The organism is Hydrocarboniclastica marina (assembly GCF_004851605.1).
Lineage (GTDB): Bacteria > Pseudomonadota > Gammaproteobacteria > Pseudomonadales > Oleiphilaceae > Hydrocarboniclastica > Hydrocarboniclastica marina.
In genome coordinates this window covers 1,576,081-1,598,648 of sequence record NZ_CP031093.1, presented here as the reverse complement: position 1 = coordinate 1,598,648, position 22,568 = coordinate 1,576,081, and the positions used below count along the sequence as shown (strand labels likewise).

19 protein-coding genes are annotated in these 22,568 nt (G+C 59.2%); 8 read left to right on the top strand and 11 right to left on the bottom strand.

Annotated elements, in window-relative coordinates:
• Positions 1-123: 123 nt before the first annotated feature.
• Entirely contained in the window at positions 124-5,019 is a 4,896-nt protein-coding gene (locus soil367_RS07115) for an NAD-glutamate dehydrogenase (RefSeq protein WP_136548274.1), read from the bottom strand.
• Between the two features lie 361 nt (positions 5,020-5,380).
• On the opposite strand from soil367_RS07115, the gene soil367_RS07110 reads away from it, so the two are divergent.
• From soil367_RS07110 to soil367_RS07085, 6 genes are read left to right on the top strand one after another with little or no spacing between them, the layout of a single operon-like run.
• A complete protein-coding gene (locus tag soil367_RS07110) occupies positions 5,381-6,343 on the top strand; it encodes an AAA family ATPase (RefSeq protein ID WP_136548271.1) in 963 nt (320 codons plus the stop codon).
• Positions 6,340-7,290, top strand: coding sequence for a DUF58 domain-containing protein (locus soil367_RS07105; RefSeq protein WP_246065575.1), 951 nt, complete (start codon positions 6,340-6,342; stop codon positions 7,288-7,290). Before soil367_RS07110 ends, soil367_RS07105 begins: the two co-directional genes overlap by 4 nt.
• 9 nt (positions 7,291-7,299) lie before the next feature.
• Positions 7,300-7,761, top strand: a complete 462-nt coding sequence (locus soil367_RS07100) for a DUF4381 domain-containing protein (protein ID WP_136548269.1) — start codon at positions 7,300-7,302, stop codon at positions 7,759-7,761.
• Positions 7,755-8,789: a VWA domain-containing protein gene (locus soil367_RS07095; RefSeq protein ID WP_136548267.1), complete on the top strand. Its 1,035-nt coding sequence runs from the start codon at positions 7,755-7,757 to the stop codon at positions 8,787-8,789. Before soil367_RS07100 ends, soil367_RS07095 begins: the two co-directional genes overlap by 7 nt.
• A complete protein-coding gene (locus tag soil367_RS07090; RefSeq protein WP_136548265.1) occupies positions 8,786-10,567 on the top strand; it encodes a VWA domain-containing protein in 1,782 nt (593 codons plus the stop codon). The genes soil367_RS07095 and soil367_RS07090 overlap by 4 nt, the downstream gene beginning before the upstream one ends.
• A complete protein-coding gene (locus soil367_RS07085) occupies positions 10,561-12,354 on the top strand; it encodes a BatD family protein (RefSeq protein ID WP_136548263.1) in 1,794 nt (597 codons plus the stop codon). The genes soil367_RS07090 and soil367_RS07085 overlap by 7 nt, the downstream gene beginning before the upstream one ends.
• Positions 12,355-12,456: 102 nt before the next feature.
• Here soil367_RS07085 and ccmI read toward each other — a convergent pair whose 3' ends face one another.
• The 9 genes from ccmI to ccmA all read right to left on the bottom strand — a co-directional run bounded on the left by ccmI (position 12,457) and on the right by ccmA (position 20,024).
• A complete protein-coding gene (gene ccmI, locus soil367_RS07080) occupies positions 12,457-13,815 on the bottom strand; it encodes a c-type cytochrome biogenesis protein CcmI (protein ID WP_136548261.1) in 1,359 nt (452 codons plus the stop codon).
• Positions 13,816-13,869: 54 nt separating this feature from the next.
• Positions 13,870-14,367 (bottom strand): cytochrome c-type biogenesis protein, encoded by a 498-nt coding sequence (locus tag soil367_RS07075; RefSeq protein WP_172962293.1) that lies wholly within the window; start codon positions 14,365-14,367, stop codon positions 13,870-13,872.
• Positions 14,351-15,004 carry a DsbE family thiol:disulfide interchange protein gene (locus soil367_RS07070; protein ID WP_136548258.1) on the bottom strand — a complete coding sequence of 218 codons (654 nt, stop codon included), beginning with the start codon at positions 15,002-15,004 and terminating at the stop codon, positions 14,351-14,353. Before soil367_RS07070 ends, soil367_RS07075 begins: the two co-directional genes overlap by 17 nt.
• A complete protein-coding gene (locus soil367_RS07065) occupies positions 15,001-17,013 on the bottom strand; it encodes a heme lyase CcmF/NrfE family subunit (RefSeq protein ID WP_136548256.1) in 2,013 nt (670 codons plus the stop codon). Before soil367_RS07065 ends, soil367_RS07070 begins: the two co-directional genes overlap by 4 nt.
• Positions 17,014-17,057: 44 nt before the next feature.
• Complete coding sequence (gene ccmE / locus soil367_RS07060) at positions 17,058-17,549, bottom strand: cytochrome c maturation protein CcmE (RefSeq protein ID WP_136548254.1); 492 nt, start codon at positions 17,547-17,549, stop codon at positions 17,058-17,060.
• A gap of 5 nt (positions 17,550-17,554) precedes the next feature.
• On the bottom strand, positions 17,555-17,764 hold the full coding sequence (ccmD, locus tag soil367_RS07055) for a heme exporter protein CcmD (RefSeq protein ID WP_136548252.1): 210 nt from the start codon (positions 17,762-17,764) through the stop codon (positions 17,555-17,557).
• An 84-nt stretch (positions 17,765-17,848) separates the two neighbouring features.
• On the bottom strand, positions 17,849-18,586 hold the full coding sequence (locus tag soil367_RS07050; RefSeq protein ID WP_136548250.1) for a heme ABC transporter permease: 738 nt from the start codon (positions 18,584-18,586) through the stop codon (positions 17,849-17,851).
• A 44-nt stretch (positions 18,587-18,630) separates the two neighbouring features.
• Positions 18,631-19,368, bottom strand: coding sequence for a heme exporter protein CcmB (ccmB, locus tag soil367_RS07045; protein WP_425459968.1), 738 nt, complete (start codon positions 19,366-19,368; stop codon positions 18,631-18,633).
• A complete protein-coding gene (ccmA, locus tag soil367_RS07040) occupies positions 19,368-20,024 on the bottom strand; it encodes a cytochrome c biogenesis heme-transporting ATPase CcmA (RefSeq protein ID WP_136548248.1) in 657 nt (218 codons plus the stop codon). The genes ccmB and ccmA overlap by 1 nt, the downstream gene beginning before the upstream one ends.
• Positions 20,025-20,264: 240 nt before the next feature.
• On the opposite strand from ccmA, the gene fliK reads away from it, so the two are divergent.
• The gene (fliK, locus tag soil367_RS07035; protein WP_136548246.1) at positions 20,265-21,692 is read left to right on the top strand and encodes a flagellar hook-length control protein FliK; all 1,428 of its coding nucleotides are present in this window, start codon (positions 20,265-20,267) and stop codon (positions 21,690-21,692) included.
• Complete coding sequence (locus soil367_RS07030; protein WP_136548244.1) at positions 21,689-21,979, top strand: EscU/YscU/HrcU family type III secretion system export apparatus switch protein; 291 nt, start codon at positions 21,689-21,691, stop codon at positions 21,977-21,979. Before fliK ends, soil367_RS07030 begins: the two co-directional genes overlap by 4 nt.
• 141 nt (positions 21,980-22,120) lie before the next feature.
• On the opposite strand, the gene soil367_RS07025 is transcribed toward soil367_RS07030, so the two are convergent.
• The gene (locus tag soil367_RS07025; RefSeq protein ID WP_136548242.1) at positions 22,121-22,534 is read right to left on the bottom strand and encodes a DUF2802 domain-containing protein; all 414 of its coding nucleotides are present in this window, start codon (positions 22,532-22,534) and stop codon (positions 22,121-22,123) included.
• Positions 22,535-22,568: the final 34 nt, after the last annotated feature.

The window sequence follows — 22,568 nt, the reverse complement described above, 5'->3', positions numbered from 1 at the left end:
CTGATTGACGCCATGACTGCCGATGCACGTACCCGTGCACCGGAAAGAAGAAAAAACAGGGGCTTGGCGGAAAGGGGACGGAGAGCCTGGGCCAGAAGCCCAGGAGAGACAGTGGCTGATTGACTAGCTTGCGAGCTGCGGAGAGTGCGCCGTGCTCTGGGCCAGGTCCAGCAGTTCACGTAATGCCACGGAGAACATCGAAAATTCCGGATCCGGATGGGCCCGGAGCTCCGTCAACATACTCTTCCAGCGGTCTATGAGACTGCGATGCTGGCGCGCCCACTCCTTCATGCACTTCTCAAGACCGCCGCTGGTATCAATATTCGCGCTCTTGGCAAATGCCAGAACACCTACAGTGAGCGCCCGCTGCTGCCAGTCCAGGTCTTCTCTGAAGCTCTCGCGGGCAAGAGCCTGCCAATGGCTGGTCGGCGTCAACGCTGTGATAGCCTGGCCAAACCAATCCAGGTGCAGGCGCTCGCCCACTGCAAAGTAGAGATTGGCTACCTGCGCCATTTCCACGCCAGCGTTCTCTTGCGCTTCAATTATTCCCAGGGCTACGTACAAATGGTTTGAGCCGGCGACGGTGCGCGCGAGCGTTTCTGGAACGCCCTGTTCCACCAGCTCCCGCGCACGCTCGTCAAGGCGAACCGATGCGCTTTCTCCCACGAATTCCGGCAGCTTTTCCACAAATTCGCCAAGGGAGCCCGAGAATCGCTCAATCTGTTCGCGAATGGTAAGCTCATTACGGCGATTTCGCAGCAGCCAGCGTGTCGACCGCCGGATCAACCGCATCAGGTCACCCATCATCGAAACCTGTAACGTCGCAGGAACCTCGTAATCCAGCGCCTCGATCTGCTCCCACCAATAGCTCATGCGGTAGATCTCCCGCGCGATGATGTACGCGGTGGCGATCGCGGCCTGCGATGCGCCGGTCGACTGCTGCAGGCGGTCAACGAAGTTGATACCCATATGGTTGACCATGTCATTGGCAACCTGGGTAGCGACGATTTGTCGACGCAGCTGATGGTTACCCAGCGCCTTCGGGAAACGCTTTACCAGGGGTTCAGGGAACGCTGAGGCAAGCTCACCCAGCAACACGGGGTTATCCGGCAACTCGCTTTCATCAAGTACACTCTTGAGGTCCGCCTTGACGTAGGAGATCAGCACCGAGAGCTCGGGCCGTGTCAGCCCCTGGCCGTACTGCTGGCGCTCTGCGATAACCTCGTCACTGGGCAGGAACTCCAGCTCACGGTTGAGCTTGTCGCGGGACTCCAGACTGCCGATGAGCCGCCGATATTCCTCTAGTCGGGCGACAACACTGGCACTGGCGATACTGATAGCCTGGGTCTGGCGATAGTTGTTCTTTAATACCAGGGAGGCGACATCTTCGGTCATATCGACCAGCATCTTGTTGCGCTGTTTCTCCGTCAGGTCGCCGTTGTCGACCAGCCGATTGAACAGGATCTTCATGTTCACTTCGTGGTCGGAGCAATCCACGCCGCCTGAGTTGTCAATGAAATCCGTGTTGCTTCGTCCACCGTTGAGATTAAACTCGATTCTACCGAGCTGCGTAACGCCAAGATTGGCGCCTTCACCGATGACTTTGCACCTCAGGTCCTGTCCGTTGACCCGTAGCGCATCGTTCGCTTTATCGCCGACGTCGCTGTGAGTCTCGCTACTCCCCTTAACGTAAGTGCCAATACCCCCCAGCCAGAGGAGATCCACCTGGGCCCGCAGAATGTGACTGATGAGCATATTGGGCGGCAGCGTATCCGATTTGATGTCGAATCGCTTTTTCATCTCCGCACTGATGGGAATGGACTTGTCAGCCCTACTGAACACTCCGCCGCCAGCTGAGATCAACTCACTGTTGAAGTCCTCCCAGGAAGACCGGGCCAGGGCAAACATGCGCTCACGCTCGGCGAACGTCGCGGCGGCATCGGGATTCGGATCAACAAATATGTGCATATGGTTGAACGCGGCGACCAGCTCTATCTGGGGTGATAGCAACATTCCATTACCGAAAACATCACCGGCCATATCCCCGACCCCCACCACCGTAAAAGGCGTGGTCCGGGTATTTATTCCAAATTCGCGGAAGTGGCGCTCGACCGAAACCCAGGCCCCGCGCGCAGTGATGCCCATTTTCTTGTGGTCATAGCCATTGCTGCCGCCAGAGGCAAAGGCGTCACCCAGCCAGAAGCCATATTCGGCGGAAAGCGCGTTGGCCGTGTCGGAAAAAGTCGCTGTGCCTTTATCGGCCGCTACAACCAGATAGTAGTCGTCGTCATCGTGCCGGAGAACATCGCGTGGCGGTACCACCTGGTTGTCGAGAAAGTTGTCCGTGATATCGAGGAGTCCACGGATGAACATCTTGTATGCTTCGATACCTTCGTTCTGGAACGCTTCTCGGCCACCGGTTTCGGGCAACTGTTTGGCGACGAAGCCGCCTTTTGCCCCCACCGGAACGATTACCGCATTCTTGACCTGCTGGGCCTTGACCAGCCCGAGGATTTCCGTGCGGTAGTCTTCATAGCGGTCCGACCAGCGCAGCCCGCCGCGGGCGACTTTGCCGCCGCGCATGTGAACGCCCTCAACCCGGGGTGAATAGACGAAGATCTCGTACATAAGCACCGGCAGTGGCATATCGGGCACATCGCCGGGCTTTATCTTGAAACTGATGTATGTTTTGGGCTGGCCCTGCTCATCAGGCTGGTAATAGTTGGTTCGGAGCGTCGCTTTCATCAGTGACAGAAAAAGCCGAAGCACGCGGTCTTCACTCAGGTTGGCTACCTGGTCAAGGCCTTCGTTGAACTCCAGTTCCAGTTTCTGCTGAGCTGCTTCGCACTGGTTGCCGCTCTGGAATCGTTCAGGGTTGAAGCGGCAGTGGAAAAACTCCATCAGTTTTTCGGCCAGCTCGGTGTGGCTGACCAAAGTTGAGGCAATAAACTGCTGGCTGTTACTGATTCTAATCTGCTGCATGTAGCGCGCAAAGCTGCGGAACATGGCAATCTGCCGCCAGTCGAAATAAGCCGCAAGCGCGAGCCGGTTGAAAATGTCATTCTCGGCTTCGCCGTACCATACGCGCTCGAAGAGCTCCTCCAGTATGGGTCGGACTTTGGGAATATCGATGGCCAGCCCACCATGGGAGAACAGCGAAAAGTCGTGGATATAGAGGGACTGCCCGTTACGGTTTACCGTTTCGAACGGGTGCTCGCCAATAACCCTGAAGCCGAGGTTTTCGAAAATGGGCAATACATCCGACAGGGGTAGCTGGGTAGCGGGATGGAACAGCTTGAAATTGACGCTGTCCTCACCCTGCTCGACGGCCCGGTAAAAGCTCATTTCGAGGCGACCGGTGGCTTCTGAGCGGCACATGTGGTCGATATCGATAGCGGCACGGCGGGGCGAAAAAATATCCCGGTAACTTCCCGGGAACGCATTCTGGTAGCGTTGCGCCAGTCGAATGCCCTCCTCCTCACCATGAGCCTCGACCAGCGCCTCAAACAGGCCGTCGGTCCATGACTGTGCCAGGGCTACGATTTTGTCTTCCAGTTCCTGAGTGGGAAGAACCCGGTTGTCCGATTGAGGAACCCGAACGGTGAACTGTGTGCGCGCCAGAACGGACTCCGAAAAGTAGGTCGTAAACTCGATATCCTGACCATCCAAGGCGCGCATGATCTCGTTCTGCATGCCCACGCGAAGCTCTGTCGAATACACGTCCCTGGGCACGAATACCAGGCAGGTCACGAACTGGCCGTATATCTCTTCCCGCATGAACAGGCGGATCTGACGGCGTTCCTGGATGTAGAGGATATCCCGGGCTGCATTCAGCAGTTCATCCGTGCTCATCTGGAACAGCTCATCCCGGGGATAAACCGTAAGAATCTGATCGAGTTCCTTGCCGGCGTAGTCATCCCGGGGAAAGCCTGAGCGTTCAAACACCCGGTTGACCTTCCGCCGGATAATGGGAATCTCACCGGGGCGTTCGTTATAGACACGGGAGGTATACAGCCCGAGAAAACGGCGCTCGCCGATGACCCTGCCCTCGGCGTCAACTTTCTTGATAGCGATATAGTCCGGATAAGCAGGACGGTGAACGCGCGACCGCTGAGCGGACTTGGCAAAGATCAGAAGATCCTCATTGCCGACCATGGCGGCACGGGTCTTCTTGGGCAGGTCACTCAAGCGCACGCGTTGCGGGCGCTCGTTGGAGTTACGCAGGATCCCAAGCTCGGACCCTTCTACCTGATTTACCTCGATTTCGTCTTCGTGATAGGTGAAGTCGTACTCGTCAAAGCCGAGAAAGGTAAAGTGATCATCGATCAGCCAGCGAATGTACGCGCGCGTTTCCTCGACCATCTCGGGCGGGAAATGGTGCGGAGCGTGATCCAGCTCTTCTATTACATCCCTCGCCTTTTCCCGCATCTGCGGAAAGTCGGCTACGGCGACCCGCACTTCACGCAAGACTGCGTGGAGGTCATCCCGGAGTGCGTCCATCTCGGCGCCAGCAGAGTGGCGGTCCACCTCCAGCACAATGAGAGCCTCATCAATCTCCGGGCTAACGGGGGGTAACGGATGGGCTCCTTCAGTGAACGACTGAAGATTCCCGCTGCCGTCACGCTCCACGCGCGGCACAGCATAATGGATGGTGTATACGCCAATCTCCCGTTGGTTCAGTTCGATTCTGAGGGAGTCGATGAGAAACGGCATGTTAGGGTGCAGGATGTGAATCACAGTATGGGTCGACTGCCAGCCGTCCTGCTCCAGATCGGGATTGAAAACATTGATCTTGGCTTCGTCGGATTTGCGCCGCTGCAGAAACTGCCAGGCAGTCAGTAGTGCCCCGTAGGTGTCACTCAGACGGCGCGAGGTGATCTCTTCTAGTGGCAGGTGTGAGAAGTACTGGCGGGCAAAACTGGCTACATCTCCTGCGGCTTTCTTGTCGAGTTTGTTTTTCAGCGTCTCGTCAATTTTCTCAAGCAGTTCGTTTTTGCTTCCCACAGTTAATGCATTCATTCATTACCTACCTGTAATTTCCCTTGAGGTATGGCACACCTGCCATCCAAAGATCGACCGTCTGTTTGCCCACCGTCAACATCTGCGATAGTGGAACAGACACTCCGTCCGAATCACGAAGTCCCCTGTGCCCTGCGGTACGTGTCATGTTTCTCATAAAGAAACGGCGTGCCCGCACTACCCAGGGTTGCTTTTTTTCAGCAGGTCCAAAACACTGTGGGCTCGCTGGGGCAACTCAAGCATCTCCTCAGCCTAGACCATCCGCCTGCCAGTATTCAATTTGCGCGCATCCGATTGTACGGATTAACAAAATCGTAGATATTCGCCGTTTGTCCATATTCAACGAGAGCATCGCAGAGCCATGGAGTTACAAACCACCTTCGCAGACCTACGCACACGACTTGGCCGCACCATCATCGGCCAGCAACGCCTGGTCGACAGACTGCTGATAGCGCTTCTTGCGGACGGGCATTTGCTGGTTGAAGGCGCGCCGGGACTGGCCAAAACCAAAGCGATTAAAGCGCTGGCCCGGCATATCGAAGCAGATTTTCACCGGGTTCAGTTCACGCCTGACCTGCTCCCCGCTGACGTAACCGGCAGCGACATCTACCGGCCTGAAGAGGGCCGTTTCGAATTTCAGCCCGGGCCGCTGTTTCATAACCTGGTACTGGCCGACGAAATCAATCGTGCGCCGGCGAAAGTCCAGTCTGCGCTCCTGGAAGCCATGGCCGAACGCCAGGTCAGCGTGGGGCTCAAGACCTATCCGCTGGATCCGCTGTTCCTCGTAATGGCCACCCAAAACCCCATTGAACAGGAAGGCACTTATCCCCTTCCCGAAGCACAACTCGACCGCTTTCTGATGCATGTCCGCATAGGCTATCCAGACGCTGAAGCTGAACGAGAGATACTGCGGCTTGCCCGGCTGGAATATCAGGAAGGTGACCCGCCAGCAGGTGAGCCCATAACCCAGGCATCGGTCTTTGCCGCCCGGCAGCAAGTCGCCCGAATCTACATGGCGGATGCGGTTGAGGATTACATTCTCGACCTGGTCCAGGCGACGCGTGCACCCGGTGCCATAAACAGCCAGCTGGCCACCTGGTGTGCGTTCGGTGCCAGCCCGCGCGGGACGATATCCCTTGACCGCTGTGCACGGGCTCATGCCTGGCTCAACGGCCGGGATTTCGTGAGCCCTGACGACGTCCGGGCCATTGCCCATGACGTGCTCCGGCACCGGGTACTTCTGACCTTCGAAGCCGAAGCCGAAGGGGTTACAACCGACCAGATCATAGACCAGCTCATAGACGGCGTGCCGGTGACCGCTTGAGTGCAGCCATGTTTGACCCCTCGTCTGATTTTCTGACAACGGTCACGCTGCAGCATCTGGTGCAGCTGCAGGCCGACGCCAGACAACTGCGTGTACCGCGGCAGCAAATGGCGCGCCGGCGGCAACAGGGCCAGCAACACTCGCGCATCCGCGGGCGGGGCATGGAGTTCGCCGAGGTGCGGCAGTACCAGCCGGGCGATGACATCCGCAGCATAGACTGGCGCGTGACTGCGCGACGCCAGGAGCCCCACACGAAGCTTTACCAGGAGGAGCGGGAACGCCCCGTTCTGATCCTTTGCGATTTCTCCCCGAGCCTTTATTTCGCCAGTACAGGTGCCTACAAATCGGTCCGCGCCGTCGAAACCGCTGCGTTGCTGGCCTGGCAAGCATTATTTGCAGGGAACCGGGTCGGGGGGGTGCTGGTCTCACCCGGTACAGTCAAAGTACTTCGGCCGGCACGCCGCCGCAGCGCTGTGCTCGGCTTGCTGCAGGGGCTAACCGACTTCCACCATGCCCTGCAACACCAAGCAGAGAATAATGACGGTGGTCGAAGTCGACTTAATGATGCACTGACTGAAGCCCGCCGAGCCGCAAGAACCGGAGCCCAGGTGATCGTCATCAGTGATTTTCTCAATCTCGACCAGACGGGCGTGACGCTATTGGGGCAACTGGCGCTGCATAACGATGTTGAAGCAGTACGAATTCAGGATCCGCTGGAACGCGAACTCCCGGCGTCCGGAGAGTTCGCGGTGCGCCAGGGCGAGGACGTGATCTGGTTCAATGCAGGCGACAGCCGGTTTCGGGAGGCCTGGGCGGCGCGCGTCCAGGGACACGAACAATTCCTGACGGATAGCACACTCAAAGCGGGCTGCAGACTTGTGACGCTGTCCACAGGCGAATCGCCGACGCAACAGCTCCGGCTCAACATGACCGCCCTGACCGGCTGAAATAACCCAATGAACGAAACTGATCCTCTGGCTAACCTAAGGGATATCCACCTGCCACCACCGATCGAACACTGGCCACCGGCGATCGGCTGGTGGCTGCTGGCGGCCCTGGTATTGGCGGCCCTGGTACTTATTATTCGCTGGCTGGTACGGCGCAGAAGACGACGCGCCTGGCGCCGGGTTGCCCTTGCGGTATTGCCGGATCCTAAAGGCAAGAATAGCTGCGACACAGCATTCTATACGGAGCTCAACAGGGTCCTTAAGCGAGCAGCCCGGGTCAATTACCCTAACGCCGGAACCGACCACATGAGCGGCGAGGAATGGACGCTGTTCCTGGCGCAGAAAGCCCCGCGAAACAGCACGGCTGAGTTTGTCGCGCTGACCCAGGCACCCTACCAGCCAGAGGCTGAAATTCCGCCACAGGCCGCTTATGATCTCGCCCGGGCATGGCTAAGGAGCCAGCCATGCTGACCCTCGATTATCCCTGGGCGCTGCTGCTCATCATTCTGCCCTGGCTGATAAGCCGCCTCAGGCGCCAGCGCCGCAGGCAGGAGGCTGCCCCCCAGCTGCCTATCTACAACTGGATCGCAGCCTTACCCGGCGTACGCCAACAGCCCAGTCACCGCTCGCTCTGGCGGGCGTCTCTGCTGGCTTTGGCCTGGATTCTACTGGTACTGGCGGCAGCTCGCCCCCAACATCTTGGTGATCCGGTGCAACTCCCGGTGAGCGGGCGCGACCTGATGCTGGCGCTGGACATTTCGCCGAGTATGGAAGAACGCGACATGGTCGTTAACAATCGTCGAGCCAGCCGACTGGCCGCGCTAAAACAGGTGGCAGGGGATTTCGTCCAACGGCGGAGCGGCGACCGGGTCGGGCTTATCCTGTTCGGTACACAACCCTATTTGCAGGTCCCCTTGACCTTCGACCATGTCACAGTCGAGCGGCTGCTTGACGAAGCGCAGCTCGGGTTCGCAGGCAGGGCCACGGCCATCGGTGATGCGATCACCCTCGGTGTCAAGCATCTGCGCGAGCGCCCCGCGACGCAACGCACGCTCATTCTCCTCACCGATGGCGCAAATACCGCCGGGGAGATAACGCCCGAACGGGCTGCAGCCCTGGCCGAAGCCGAGGATGTTCGCGTATATACGATAGCGATAGGATCAACCGCAGGCGGAACATTCGGCTTGCGCAATCTCACCGGTCAGAGCGAGGTAGACGAGGAACTGCTCCGGGCAATTGCCGAAACCACAGGAGGAGCGTTCTTCAGGGCCAGCAGCACACCCGAGCTTGAATTGGTCTATCAACGTATCAGCGAACTTGAGCCTATTGAGCAGGAAGGCGGCGTCTACCGGCCGCGCGAGGATCTTTTCTACTGGCCTCTGGGTGCTGCGACCCTGATGCTGGTCTGCTTTAGCGTCTTGCGGTTGCTGGGTCGAGACCGCAAAGCGAAGACACGTTTGCCAGAGGCCGCCGAACAGAGCAAAGGGGAGCAAGCATGACTGACCTGCACTTCCTGCGCCCTGCCTGGCTCCTCCTGATCCTGCTCATTCCACTGATCCTGTGGCTCTGGCGGCAAAACCAGGGAGGCGCCAGCGGCTGGGAGCGGCTGATTCCTCATCCCCTCCTGGCCCCCCTGATGCCGGCGTCCTCTTCAGCTCCCACACGCCGGGGCAGAGGTTGGTGGCCGGCGATCCTGTTATTGGTCGCTGCCGTTGCGCTCGCCGGGCCAAGCTGGCGTCAGGCGCCAAACCCGCTTGGCAAACAGGCCGACAGCCTTGTGGTGGCGCTGGACCTCTCGCTTTCCATGTTAGCGACCGACGTTTCGCCAGACCGCTTGACCCGGGCCAAGCAAAAAATTCGAGACCTGCTGCCCACCCGGGCTGATGCCTTCACCGGCCTGGTCGCATATGCCGGTGATGCTCATGTCGTTACGCCCCTGACCGACGATGCAGACGCGATCGAAAACCTGTTGCCTGCGCTTGACCCCTTCATGATGCCGGCCATGGGCAGTCGCCCGGACCGCGCTGTTGCGACTGCTGTGGAGCTGCTCCAACAGGGTGGCCGAGGCACTGGCACGATTATGCTCGTAACTGACGGTATCGACGAACGGCACCAGGATGATATCCAGTCACTGATTCAAGATACCGGCTACGGTTTGCTCATTCTCGCCGTAGGAACACCCGAGGGCGCGCCAATACCTCTTCCGGAGCGAGGCTTCCTTCGGGACAAGGGAGAACTGGTGACACCGCAGCTAGACCTGGATTCGCTGGAGGCACTTGCCAACTCCGTAGGCGGAGAGGCCACTCGACTGACGCTGAGCGATGATGATTTCGAGCAGTTAGGCCTGACCGACGACCTCCTTCGGGGCGCGGGACAGGAGGCTGTTGATCGTCAACTTAACCTGGACGTCGACGATGGCTACTGGCTCCTGTGGTTAATACTGCCTTTGGGGCTGATAGCGTGGCGGCGTGGAGGGCTGGCTGTTTTTGCCCTGGCGGTGACTCTGCCCGTGTCCGAGACGGCTCACGCATTTGAATGGCAAGACTTGTGGTCCCGTCCGGACCAGCAAGGCGCCTTGCTTTTACCTGAAAACCCCGAGGCGGCCGCAGCTGTTTTCGAGGACCCGGCCTGGCGCGGAACTGCGCTGTACAGGGCCGGCGATTACGAACGGGCGGCTGAGCAGTTCTCCCGTGTCGAAGGGATCCGTGCTGACTACAACCGCGGCAATGCCCTGGCCCGCGCCGGCGATCTGGAAGGCGCCATCGAAGCCTACGACAAAGTGCTTGAAGCTGAGCCTGCCCACGACGATGCGCAGGCCAACAAAGCTTTGGTAGAGCAATTACTGGAGCAACAGCAGGAACAACAGAAACAGCAGCAAAACAGCGAGCAGAACCAGGAAGGCGAGCAGAACCAGGACCAGGGCGACGAGCAAGGGCAAAGCGGCAGCCAGCAGTCACCAGGCGACCCGGGAGACGGGGAGTCGTCTGGTGAACCGAGCCAGAATGAAGGTGAAACGGAAGGGTCGGGCCAGGAAGGAAGCCAGCCTGAGGAGAGTGAAGCCGAAGAATCACCCGGTGATGCCTCCGGTGAACAGCAGAGCGCAGGTGACACTACCGAAGCGCCGGGGCTGCTCAGCGATCCCGAGGCCCAGGATGAGCGCAGTCGAGAACAGTGGATGCGACGCGTTCCCGACGATCCGGCGGGACTGTTGCGGAGAAAATTCCTGTACCAGTATCAGCAGAAAAATTCGAATTCGGAAGAGTCAGAACCATGGTAGGCGAGCAAACTAACAGTACCCACTCAATCCGGTTACCCTCAGACAGGATCCCTCACCAACTTCTGTCGTCCATGTGGGTGCTGCTCTACGCAATGGTGCTGTTGTGGCCTGCCGCCGCTACCGCGGCGGAAAAACTTGAGGCATCTGTCAACCGTAACGCTCTTCATGAAGATGAGACGTTGACGTTGACGGTCCAGGGCGAGATGGAGATCGAGTTGAACCTTGGATCGATCATGAGCCTGCGCAATCTGGACTTACCCGAGCCTGACCTGGGAAACCTTACTGACAGTTTTGAGATCCTGGACCAGCGACAAGCCTATTCGCTGCGTTCGGTAAACGGCGAACATTCCGCTGAGGTCACCTGGACCTTCCAGTTGGCGCCGCGCCGGAGCGGGTCCCTGACTATTCCGAGCTTGAGTTTCAAAAATGCCCAATCGCAACCAATACAGGTCGAAGTAAACCCCGGCAGTTCGCCGCAGGCGGCCGCGGGTGCCCGTGAGGCCTGGGTAGAAGCTGAGGTCGACAAGTCACGCGTCTTCGTCCAGGAACAGCTCGTCTATACTTTACGCCTTTACTACCGCGGCTCTCTTATTGGCGGCAACCTTAGCGAGCCCAGCTTCGACAATGCTGTTGTTGAACCGCTGGGTGAACAGCAACAGACTACAGCACGGATCGGCAATAACCGCTACCAAGTGGTTGAGCGTCGTTACCTTGTTTACCCCGAACGCACCGGCGAACTGACCCTGCCATCGCAGCAGTTCACCGGTCGCCAGCGAGATCCAGCCACTGGTACTCTGGAGTTTTTGCGGGCCCAGAGTAAGCCGCTGACTGTGGAAGTCGTCCCGCCACCATCGGACTTCCCCGGTGACACCTGGGTTCCGGCGGAAAGCCTTGTACTGGATGAGAGCTGGAGCAACGATCCCGAAACATTGCAGGTGGGCGACAGCGTTACCCGAACGCTGACACTGAAAGCCCTCGGACTCCTGGAGACGGCTCTCCCAAGGCTGGCGGTCGACTACCCTGCTCAGTTCCGGGTTTATCCGGAATCGCCGGCCGCAAAAAGCGAGATCAAGAGCGGCACCGTGGAATCTACCCAGACCCAGAGCGCTGTTCTGATGGCTGTGGAGCCCGGCTCCGTGACGCTACCTGAAGTTCGATTGCATTGGTGGGATACGGTGAATGACCGATCTCGGGTTGCGGTCATACCCGCACGAACGCTTACTGTGGCACCGGCACCCGGCTCCGACGGCGGCACCTCTGCCATTGCGCAAGCCGACCGTTCCGATTCCCGCGCCAGCGCCGCTGGCTCGGGCACGGCCGGTGGCTCACCGCAGGCCGCTAACGGCAGCGAATCCTGGTTGGCCTGGGTCGCCGCGTTTTTCGCGCTCGCCTGGATGATCACCCTCTGGCTCTGGCTGCGTAAGCGCAAACCCGGCAAGGTCGACACCGGTTCGACCAAACATAACACCCGGCCGACCGTTGATCTGGACCGGCTTAAACGTTATGCCATCCACGGCCATGTGGACACGCTCAGACTGATACCGGCCTGGGTCCGTGAAACCTTTCATCAGCCACAGATACACACGCTTAAGGAAACCCGCGATTTCTTCAATGACAGTTCGCTGAATCAGTCGCTTGACGCGCTTGAACAGTTTTTGTATAGCGGTGGTGAAACGGAATGGAAACGGGGCAAGGAACTGGCGGCGACGCTAGAGCGGCTCAAACAGAACAGAGGAACAACGCGCAGCAAAGACAGCGCGTTGCCGCCGTTTAGCAAGCGGGCCTGAACTTTTCGCCCGTGTCCGGGGCCTGTACCTGAAGTCTGAAGCGAAGGCCGCCGGAGCAACCGGCGTGCAGCCAGCGTTCGCAGCCGGTGACAAACCTGGTAATCAAGGCCTGACACGGTTGATGGTGACAGACACTGGCCCCATCTCGTCCCGCACTTCTAACGGTTTGCTCGTCCCCTCAAGGTCCCCCTGCCCTGGCGTAGCTGAGCCAGAGCGGGACACTCGCGCACCGAGAATTACCTGATCAGCACCGGATAGCCGTGCCTGCGGTGTCATTGCCGCGGAGTCGTCAAGGGTTATCACGGCTGGCAAGTCTCCGGCTTTGAGACGTACGGCGGCCAAAGGCATGGGCGGCCCCTCTACAGCCCGTGCAAAAACGAACACTGTAGCGTCGGGATCGGGCTCTGGCAGATCACTTGAGAGTTCTACCCGAACTGTGATCGAGGGTTTCCCGACGCTGTCTTCAGGTGTCCCACGCTGCCCGATCGCACCTTTTCCAGAGACTGATCCTTGCGCCTGTTGTCCTTTCTCCACAGCCCGGCGCAGCAGCCCGATAACCTCATCTGAAGGTCTTTCTTCGAGCCTCTGGTACGCCTTTACGATACCATTTGCGATAGATCCATACTGTGGATAGTCGGGCGCGACCCTCAATATCTGCGCCCACAGCTCTGCGGCCCGGCGGTAATCTTCCCGCTCGAACGCCGCTATCCCGAGCAGACCCAGAGCATTCACCTCGTCCGGATCAGCGTCCAGTGCCGCCGAGATTGCCGCTTCTACCGACGCGTCAACTGTGCGGCCGCTGGCGAGATAACGTGCCTGTGCAACCAGGCCCCAAGCCGTCGCGGATACAGCATCGTCCTGCAGCTGCAGCGCCAATTGCTGGTATGCGGCGGCCGCCGCTTCGTAGCGCTCCAGCTCCATACTGGTGCGCCCCAGCATTGCCCAGCCGTCAGCATTGTCGGGGTTGTCCTCGAGGTGATTTCTCAGGCGGGTCAACAGGCTTTCGACTTGATCAGGTGATGACAGGCTGTTCTGCTGCAGTTCCCGCATAACGTCCAGCTGAGCCAAGGAGTCGCTGGCGCCCCAGCGCTCATAGAGGGTGAACGCAAAAATGGGTAAGACGACCACTCCGGCCAGGGCTACGATAAACATTCCGCGCCGATCAAACCCTCGGGCGCGGCTATCAGCGGCACTGCTGTCAGTTCGAGGGGAATCGCCGACATCTTCCAGTAACGAGCCGTCCAGCTCCTCCTTGAGCGTCTTAAACGAGGCGTCATCAAGGTGGCCGGCCTCCCGCTCCGCTTCCAGCTCTGCCAGCCGTTGGCGGTAATTGTTCAGATTCTGTCCGTGACGGTCGACGCGATCTTGCTGGGCACGGCTACGGAAAAACAATGGGTAAGCGAGAAATGCAATGGCCAGGGCCGTCATGGCGGCTACCGCTACCCAGAATGTATTAGTCATGCCTTTACTCTATAGATTGCAGAAAGTGATCGTCGCAGGCGTTGGCTCAACACGTTAACGCCCATCATGATGCGCCTGCACTGCTGCGCGTTCTCCCGTGGAGTTTTCATCGAGCAGCGAGTCAACACGCGCACGCTCATCAGTCGACAGGGAAGCGCTGGTCCGCCTTTGGCTACGACGCACGACCACGAAAACCAGCACGAGCCCAACGACTGCCAAAAACGCCGGCCCAAACCAGAGAAGAGCCGTCTCCATTCTCAACGGCGGACGGTAACGAACGAATTCGCCGAAGCGTTCAACCATGGCGCCGACGATCTCATCATCGGACTGACCTGCGCGGATTCGCTGGTAGACTTGTTCACGCATATCCTCGGCTATAGGCGCGTTAGATGCGGCAATGTTCTGGTTCTGGCACTTAGGACATCTCAGCTCAGCGGTGAGCTGCTCGAATCGCGCCTCCTGCCCGGCATTTTCGAAGTCATAGACTTCAATAACACCCCATCCGGCGGAGGGCAGCAGCAGGAAAAAGACCAGACTAAGAGTCAGCCGCATCGCGCTCATCCTTCCTTGTTGCTGTTGCTGTTGCTGTGCTGTTGCTGTTGCTGTTGCTGTTGCTGTTGCTGTTGCTGTTGCTGTTGCTGTTGCTGTTGCTGTTGCTGTTGCTGTTGCTGTAGAAATTGAAGACCGGGCCCAACTCCTTTTCCCAGACTTCTTCGGTAACAATGCCGACGAAACGGTGGCGCACCTTGCCTTCACTATCCACAACATAGGTTTCTGGTGCGCCATAGACGCCCAGGTCGAACCCCAGAATTCCCTGAGGGTCAAACAGCACCAGCGAGTATGGGTCCCCTAGCTCTTCCAACCACTCCAGAGCCGGTTCGCGCTGATCTTTGTAGTTGAGACCCACAATAGGAATGCCCTGCTCTGCCAGCGTCATCAAGTAGGGATGCTCCTCATGGCAGGCCGGACACCATGTCGCCCAGACATTAAGTAACGAAACCTGCCCCTGAAAGATTTCAGGGCCTACATGAGTCTCCGGCTGATGCAGCAGCGACAGTTCAAAGTCAGGCACAGGCTCGCCGGTCCGGGCGGACTCCAGTTTACTCGGGTCCTTGCCTAGCCCCAGGTATAAAATAGCGCCGAGCGCGACTGCCAGAACCAGCGGCAGGAACAGCCAGATACGCTTCATGCCAGTCGCTCCCCTGCTTGACGCGTACCGGCATGGCTGCCCGCCGCGGGCGTGGACGACGTGGATCTGGCAAGCTTGCGTGCTCGATAGCGCTTATCGCTCACTGCCAGCGCGCCGCCGATGGCCATCAGAATGGCCCCGAGCCAGATCCAGCGGATCATGGGTTTGTACTGTATACGGACTGCCCAGGCCTGCCCTTCAGCCAACGGCTCGCCGAGGGCCACAAACAAATCGCGTAGCACACCGGCGTCAATGCCCGCCTCGGTCATCATGTCCTGCCGCACCTGGTAGTGCCGCTTCTCGGGAAACACCGTTGCAACGTGATCGAGGCCGTCAAAGACCTCAAATTGAGCTTGGTTGCTGATGAAATTAGGCCCCTCAACCTGTTTGAGCGTACTGAAGTGCCATTCATAGCCGGCGACCTCGACGCTGTCCCCCACCTGCATACGGACGGTGGTCTCGATCCCATAGTTCGAAACCAGGGTTACGCCGATAATTGCTGAGGCCAGGCCCAGGTGGCCCGCCACCATGCCGCAATAGCTCCGGGAAAGCTTGCGCAATCCCACGATACGGCCATGCTTGCTTTCAGACTTATCCCACAGATCGCGAAGGGTCGTGGTCACTATCCAGGCTGAGACAAGGGTGCCGAGAACAGAACCAATACCGTATCCCTGCTGGTAAGCCAGCGGCACCAGTGCAGCGATAACGACGCTGAGTACCGCAGGCACGAACAAGCGCGGTGCCAACCAGGAAGGCGGCGTTTTTTTCCAGCGGGTGAAGATGCCAATACCCAGGGCCGCGCCAATAAAGAGGGCCAACGGCGGGAATACCAGATTGAAGTACGGCTCGCCGACGGAAAGCTGTCCACCGCCAAGTGCGTCGTTGATCAGAGGGAACAGGGTGCCCAGCAGCACAACGATCAGCCCCAGAACCAACACCACGTTGTTGATGAGGAGGAAGGTTTCGCGTGACAGTCCCGTAAAGGCAGCACGGCTGTGGATCACGGGCGCCCGCAAGGCGTAGAGAAACAGTGAGCCGACAATAGTGATGCCCAGCAGAACAAGGATAAACATGCCGCGGGTCGGATCGGCGGCGAATGAGTGCACCGACGTCAGTACGCCCGAGCGAACCAGGAAAGTGCCCAGCAGGCTCATGGAGAACGCAAGGATCGCCAGCAGCACGGTCCAGCTTTTGAAAGCCCCGCGCTTCTCGGTTACAGCCAGGGAATGCATCAGCGCCGTGGCAGCGAGCCAAGGCAGGAACGAGGCGTTCTCAACAGGATCCCAGAACCACCAGCCGCCCCAACCGAGCTCGTAATAGGCCCACCAGCTGCCGAGCGCGATGCCCAGGGACAGGAATGCCCATGCCACCGTTGTCCAGGGCCGGGACCAGCGCGCCCATGCTGAGTCCAGCCGTCCGGTCGAAAGTGCGGCAATGGCGAAGGCGAACGCCACTGAAAGCCCAACGTAGCCCATGTAAAGCATGGGCGGATGTATGATCAGCCCGAAATCCTGCAGGAGCGGATTGAGGTCAGCCCCGTCGGCCGGAACATTGGGCAACAATCGGTCAAACGGGTTTGATGTCATCAGGATGAAGAGCAGGAAACCCAGGCCAACCATACCCAGCACGGACAGGACTCTGGCAACCATATCTTCGGGCAGATGGCGACTGAATATGGCTACCGCGAGAGTCCAGCCCGACAACATCAGGATCCACAGCAGCAGCGAACCCTCGTGCCCGCCCCAGACAGCACTGGCCTTATAATACCAAGGCAGCAGACTATTGCTGTTATTGGCCACGTAGGCCACGGAGAAGTCATCAGCCAAAAAGGAATAGGTCAGGCAGACAAACGCGAGCCCGACAAAGACGAACTGTCCCGCCGCCAGAGGCCGGGCAAACGCCATCAGCCCAAGATTGTTACGCAGAGCCCCCAGCAGCGGCACAGCGCAAAGGAACAACGTCAGCCCGAGAGCAAGTATCAGGGCGAAATGTCCAAGCTCAGGGAACATCAGGCAGTACTCCTACAGTCGGGGTGGGGAAAGCAGCGCGACCACTAGAGGGCACTGTCGGCGCCGCGCGTGGTGTCCTCGGGGTTACCCTCAACGGTGTCACGCATGCGCATCTTGGCGTTTTCCATCGCTTCGGCGACCTCCGGGGGCATATAGTTTTCATCGTGTTTGGCCAGCACTTCATCAGCTCGCAGATAGCCTTCCGGGGCCATTCTCCCCATCGCAACCACGCCCTGACCCTCGCGAAACAGGTCCGGAAGGATCCCTTCGTAGCGGACCTCGACGCTTGACTGCCGATCAGTAATCCTGAAGCTGACATCGAGGCTGTCGTCCGCCCGGCTGACGCTGCCCTCTTCCACCATACCGCCGGCACGGATACGCACATTCTGCGGCGCCTCCCCTTCAGCTATCTGGGTCGGATCGTAAAACAGGTTAATGTTGTCCCGCAGCGCGGTCATGATCAGGCCGATGGCTACACTCACCCCGGCCAGCAAGAAAAGTACGAGTATCAGGCGACGCTTTCGGGTCGGATTCATAAGGTTCAGTCTCCAGCCTGATCATGAACTGCCATCGCGGTTTGATTGGCAGAACGGCGGCCTGCCCGCCGCAGTTGCGCCAGTAGTGTTTTCCTCTGCATGACCGGCACCAGGACATTGATGGCCAGAACGACGACGCACGCGGCGTAGCTGGACCAGACAAATAAGCCATGTCGGCCCATAGCCAGGAACTCGGCAAACGACTCAAACTGCATAACAGCCTCTCGTTGAAATCAGGACAGGCTCGCCCTCAAAGTCAGGGCATAAACCTTTGGAGTATCGCACGGTATACGCCGCCGCTAGCGGTCGCCGACCAGATCCCTGACCCAACGTGTGCGCCTTTCGCGGTCAAGGATCTCATTCTGCATACGTCGGCACACAGCCCAGCCAAAAAACGTGTAGAAGCCCAGCACCATAACCAGAAGCGGCAGGTACATCTCCACCGGCATGGCCGGCCTATCGGTCAACGTAAAAGACGCCGGTTGATGGAGAGTGTTCCACCAATCCACGGAATACTTGATGATGGGGATGTTCACCACCCCAACCAGCGTAAGCACAGCGACAGCCCGCGCCCCCGCCTCCCGATTCTCGAACGCCCCATGCAGGGCCATGACACCGAAATAGAGAAACAGCAGAATCAGCATCGACGTCAAGCGGGCATCCCATACCCACCAGGTACCCCAGGTAGGCTTTCCCCAGACCGCTCCGGTGAGCAGCGCCAGAAAAGTGATCCAGGCTCCGACCGGTGCCGCTGACTTAATAAATACGTTGGCCAGCTTAATCCGCCACACCAGGCTTACCAGTGCTGCAACAGCCATCAGCACATACGCCGACTGGGCCAGGAAAGCCGCCGGCACATGGATGAAAATGATGCGATAGCTATTGCCCTGGTAATAATCAACCGGTGCAAACGCCAGGCCCCAGACCGCCCCAACTGCGAGCAACAGAATACTGGCCGATGCCAGCCAGGGGGTCATGCGACCGGCGGTACCATAAAACCACTTGGGCGAACCCCATTTATGTATCCACTGCCACATTGGGCTTAGTTCTCCAGCAAGTCGGTAACCCGGTTACGCGGTTATCAGGTATTGGCTACGCTTATTCTCAGGGCGGTTGCGGCAGCGATCGGTGCCAGCACGAAAGCCAAAGCGAGGATGGCGCCGAGAATCGAAAGGTGCGCCCCGACGGGCAGCCCGTTACCGGCGGCAACGACGGTTCCGGTTGCGAAAATAAGGACCGGAATGTACAGCGGCAGCACCAGCAATGACAAGAGCACACCGCCGCCGCGCAACCCGACCGTTAACGCGGCACCGATGGCGCCGATAAGGCTCAGAACCGGGGTGCCCAGCAAAAGGGTTAGACAGAGAATGCCAATGAGGTTCCCTGGCATCTGGAGCATCACCCCCAGTACTGGCGAAAGCAGGATAAGCGGCACCCCGGTGACCAGCCAGTACGCCAGAACCCGCACCAGTACGAGCAGATAGGTGGGCTGGGGTAACAGCAGCCATTGCTCCAGGCTGCCGTCTTCAAAATCGTTACGAAACAGCTGGTCCAGGCCCAGTAGGGTCGCCAGAAGCGCGGCCACCCAGAGTATGCCAACGCCCGCCTCCCGCAGGAACGAAGCCTCCGGGCTGACACCAAGCGGAAACAGAGAGATAACGATGACGAAAAACGCCAGCGGGTTGGCAAGGTCCTGACGCTGCCGGAAAGCGAGCAACAGATCGCGCCGAAGCATCGCCGCACAGGCGGCGGCTAGCCCCGGTCCCAGCACCTGATCCGTGCGTACTGGCGTCATGCGGAATGGCGTTGTTTTCTCCATCAGTAGAACGCTCCCGCGGGCTCTGGAGCTGGCGCCGCCTGCCCTAGTACGACTCGCCGCATGCCAGGCGCTTCGAAGTCATGATGGGTAGTCATGACAACCATACCGCCCGCCCGGGCCCGTTCTACGAGCATCGCTTCAAGAGCGGCAACGCCATTTTTGTCTATTGCTGTAAAGATTTCGTCCAACAGCCACAGGGGCTCGTCTGAAAGCAGGAGCCTGGCTAGGGCCACACGCCGCTGCTGCCCGGCGGAAAGTTGTTTGCAGGGCACGTCCTCGAAGCCGGCCAGGCCAACCTGAACCAGGGCGCCCTCGACACAGGCCTCGCTGTACCCGCGCCGGGCGCCCTCCAGAGCACGGAGATTCTCCTGGGGCGTGAGCAGACTTTTGATACCCGCCCTGTGACCCAGGTAGAGCATGTCTCCAAAAAAACCGTCAGAGTTACCTGATATCGGGCGACCGCGCCACCGCACCTCCCCGCAGGTAGGGGGAAAAAGACCCGCGAGGATGCGAAGCAGGGTCGTCTTACCCGCCCCGTTCGGCCCTTCCAATCTCACCAGATCGCCCGGTCCGACGCTGAGATCCAGCGACTCAAACAGGACGCGGTCGTCGCGCTCGGAGGTGATCTGCCTGGCCTCTAGCAAGGGCTCGGTCATCGGGCTCCCGGTTAGGTCATTGGGTGGGAAACGCGGCGCATTATAGCGGATTACCAGTGCCATTGTCGTGGCAAGGAATTGGCTCGAACAACGATATAGGTCAAGGATCGGTTTTTCCGTCTCGCCCGACGCGATTCCTACAGCCGCGTAAAACCGGCTGTGCGTGTTACAAGGGAAAAGTTACACTCGTAACGGATAATTGCAGTGTCGGCGCAGAGCCATGCCGCTACGGGAGACAAGATGAAAATACCCAGCCAGGCGCCGCCGGCGAGCTCTTCCGGGCCCGGTGCAGCACCAGCAACCGCTGTCGCGCCTGAGCGCGCCGTACTGGACGCCCTGGCGTTACGGGATGGGCAGGCCACCCTCGCCCGCGTTGTTGAGCAGCAGCCGGCAACCCGCACTACGGCGGCAAGGGTCACTCTGGAAATCGGCGGGCAGCCGATAGTGGTTGAAACCGAAGCGGACCTGAAGCCTGGTTCGCTCCTACGTATTCAGCGCGACGGCGACATTCTGCGCTTGCTGGAAAACCTGGGGCGAGGCTCAACCAGCGCACTTTCCCAGGCGCTGGCACAAAAACTTCCGGCGCAATTCGACCTCCAGGCTGGCCTTAAGCTGATCGCAGCCCTGGCTAAAGCGCTGCCCGGCTCTGGTGGATCCGCAGCAGCCACACCTTCATCCTCAGCTACACCTTCATCCTCAGCCGCGCCCGGCACCCTATCGGGCCAGCCCCCGACAGGCCAGAATGAGGCAGTTCTGATCCGGGCGGCGCTTAGCCGTGTACTCCAGTTGATGCCCGCCCAGGCAGAGTTGGCCCGCAGTGCGCTCACGACGACGCAAACCTCAGGGACGCCACGCAGCACATCCGGTGCGGCCAGCTCTGACAGCGGCGCATCCGGCATCACCGGCCGGATACGGGAATGGGTCCAGGCCAGCGGCTCGTTCACCGAAGCTCGCATTGCCCAGGCCGGAGCAAACGACGACGGCTTGAATGATCTTAAAAGCCAACTGCTACGGCTTGCAGTGCAACTGCTGAAAACGGATACAACAACCGCCGCCGGAGACCTTCGGCGCCTCCAGCCAGCGGTGTCGCCGGATCTTGTACAGCAGGCACTTCAATTCCCGCTGGTACCTGCTACAAGCCAGGCCTCCGGTCGGGCTGAGCCGGTCAACGCAGGCGTGCTCCTGCGTATTGTGGCCGGCATGATCAACAGACTGACAGTCAACCAGTTGCACAGCCAGGCGCTATCAAGCGCGGCCACCCCGGACGGCTCCCCCGCGCCCCAGACCTGGCTGCTGGAATTACCCTGGTTGAATCTTCAGCAGGAGCCTAAAGTCATCCAGGCACGCATCGAGAAACACGAACAGAAAAACAACGACGACAACTCCCAGGCTGAATCACAGCACGCTCAGTGGCGATTGAACCTGGCACTGGACCTGGACAGCCTGGGGCCGGTTTATTTTGAGATTGCCCTGACCCGGACCAGCCTCAGCACACGCGTATGGGCTGAGCATGAAGCGACCTGGCGCATTGCCGAACGCGAATCGGCACACCTGCGCAGCCGGCTTTCTGCGCTCGGACTGGAGATAAAAAACCTGGAGTGCATTCACGGCCGACCGCCCCAGACCCGAACCCGTCTGGACCAGCGATTGGTGGATGAGCGGGCATGAAAAAGACAGATCAGGAAAAAACACGGCGCAATGCTGCTGTAGCGTTGAAGTATGACGGCAGCGGTGCCCCTGCCGTCTCAGCTACCGGCCAGGGCGCGTTGGCGGAAGAAATTATAGCTATTGCCCGGGAGCACGGCGTACCCCTGTACGAGCACCCGGAGCTGGTGGAGATACTGGCGAGACTCGATCTGGGCGAGGAAATACCTGACATGCTTTACCGCGTCATTGCCGAAATTCTGGCTTTCGCGTTTCACCTGCAGGGAAAATCTCCCGATGACTTCCGCTAGAAAATATGGGAAGCCTGGCTTAAGAGATAGAGACGAATAAACGAGTCGCTCTGAAATTCAAAAGGGCCCTAAAGGGCCCTTCGGATCATGCTGGAAAAGGCAGGCTTTCCGTACGTCAAGCCTGACGTCCCGAACGGGACGTTAGTTAACAGTTTCTGCCTGCCGCCGATGCATGGCGGATACCAGTTCCGCCTCAGGCCGCGAGATTCCGCAGGTATCCATGAGGTCCTGTATGTCAGCGCCCAGACCCACCAGCCGGGAAGCCTCATCGTACGAAACACGCGCAGGATCATTCTGGCGCAACTCATCGACTGTGCCCTGGAGCTGATGCAGATATTTTTCGCACTCCATCAGGCGTCGGCCGACACCCATGCTGCCACTACTCACCGCGTGCAGTTCCCGCCCAAGCTCCTCATACCGTCCTTTCAATTCAGATTCCAGCGCTGCCATACGGCGACGACCCGCGGTCATCTGTAATACCAGCAGTACGGTCGCTCCCAGGGTCAGTATCCAGGGGGCCATGGCCTGTATGGGCAGCGATTGTATTTCCAGCATGGGATGCTTCTCCAGTTTGAGCCGGGTGCGGCGA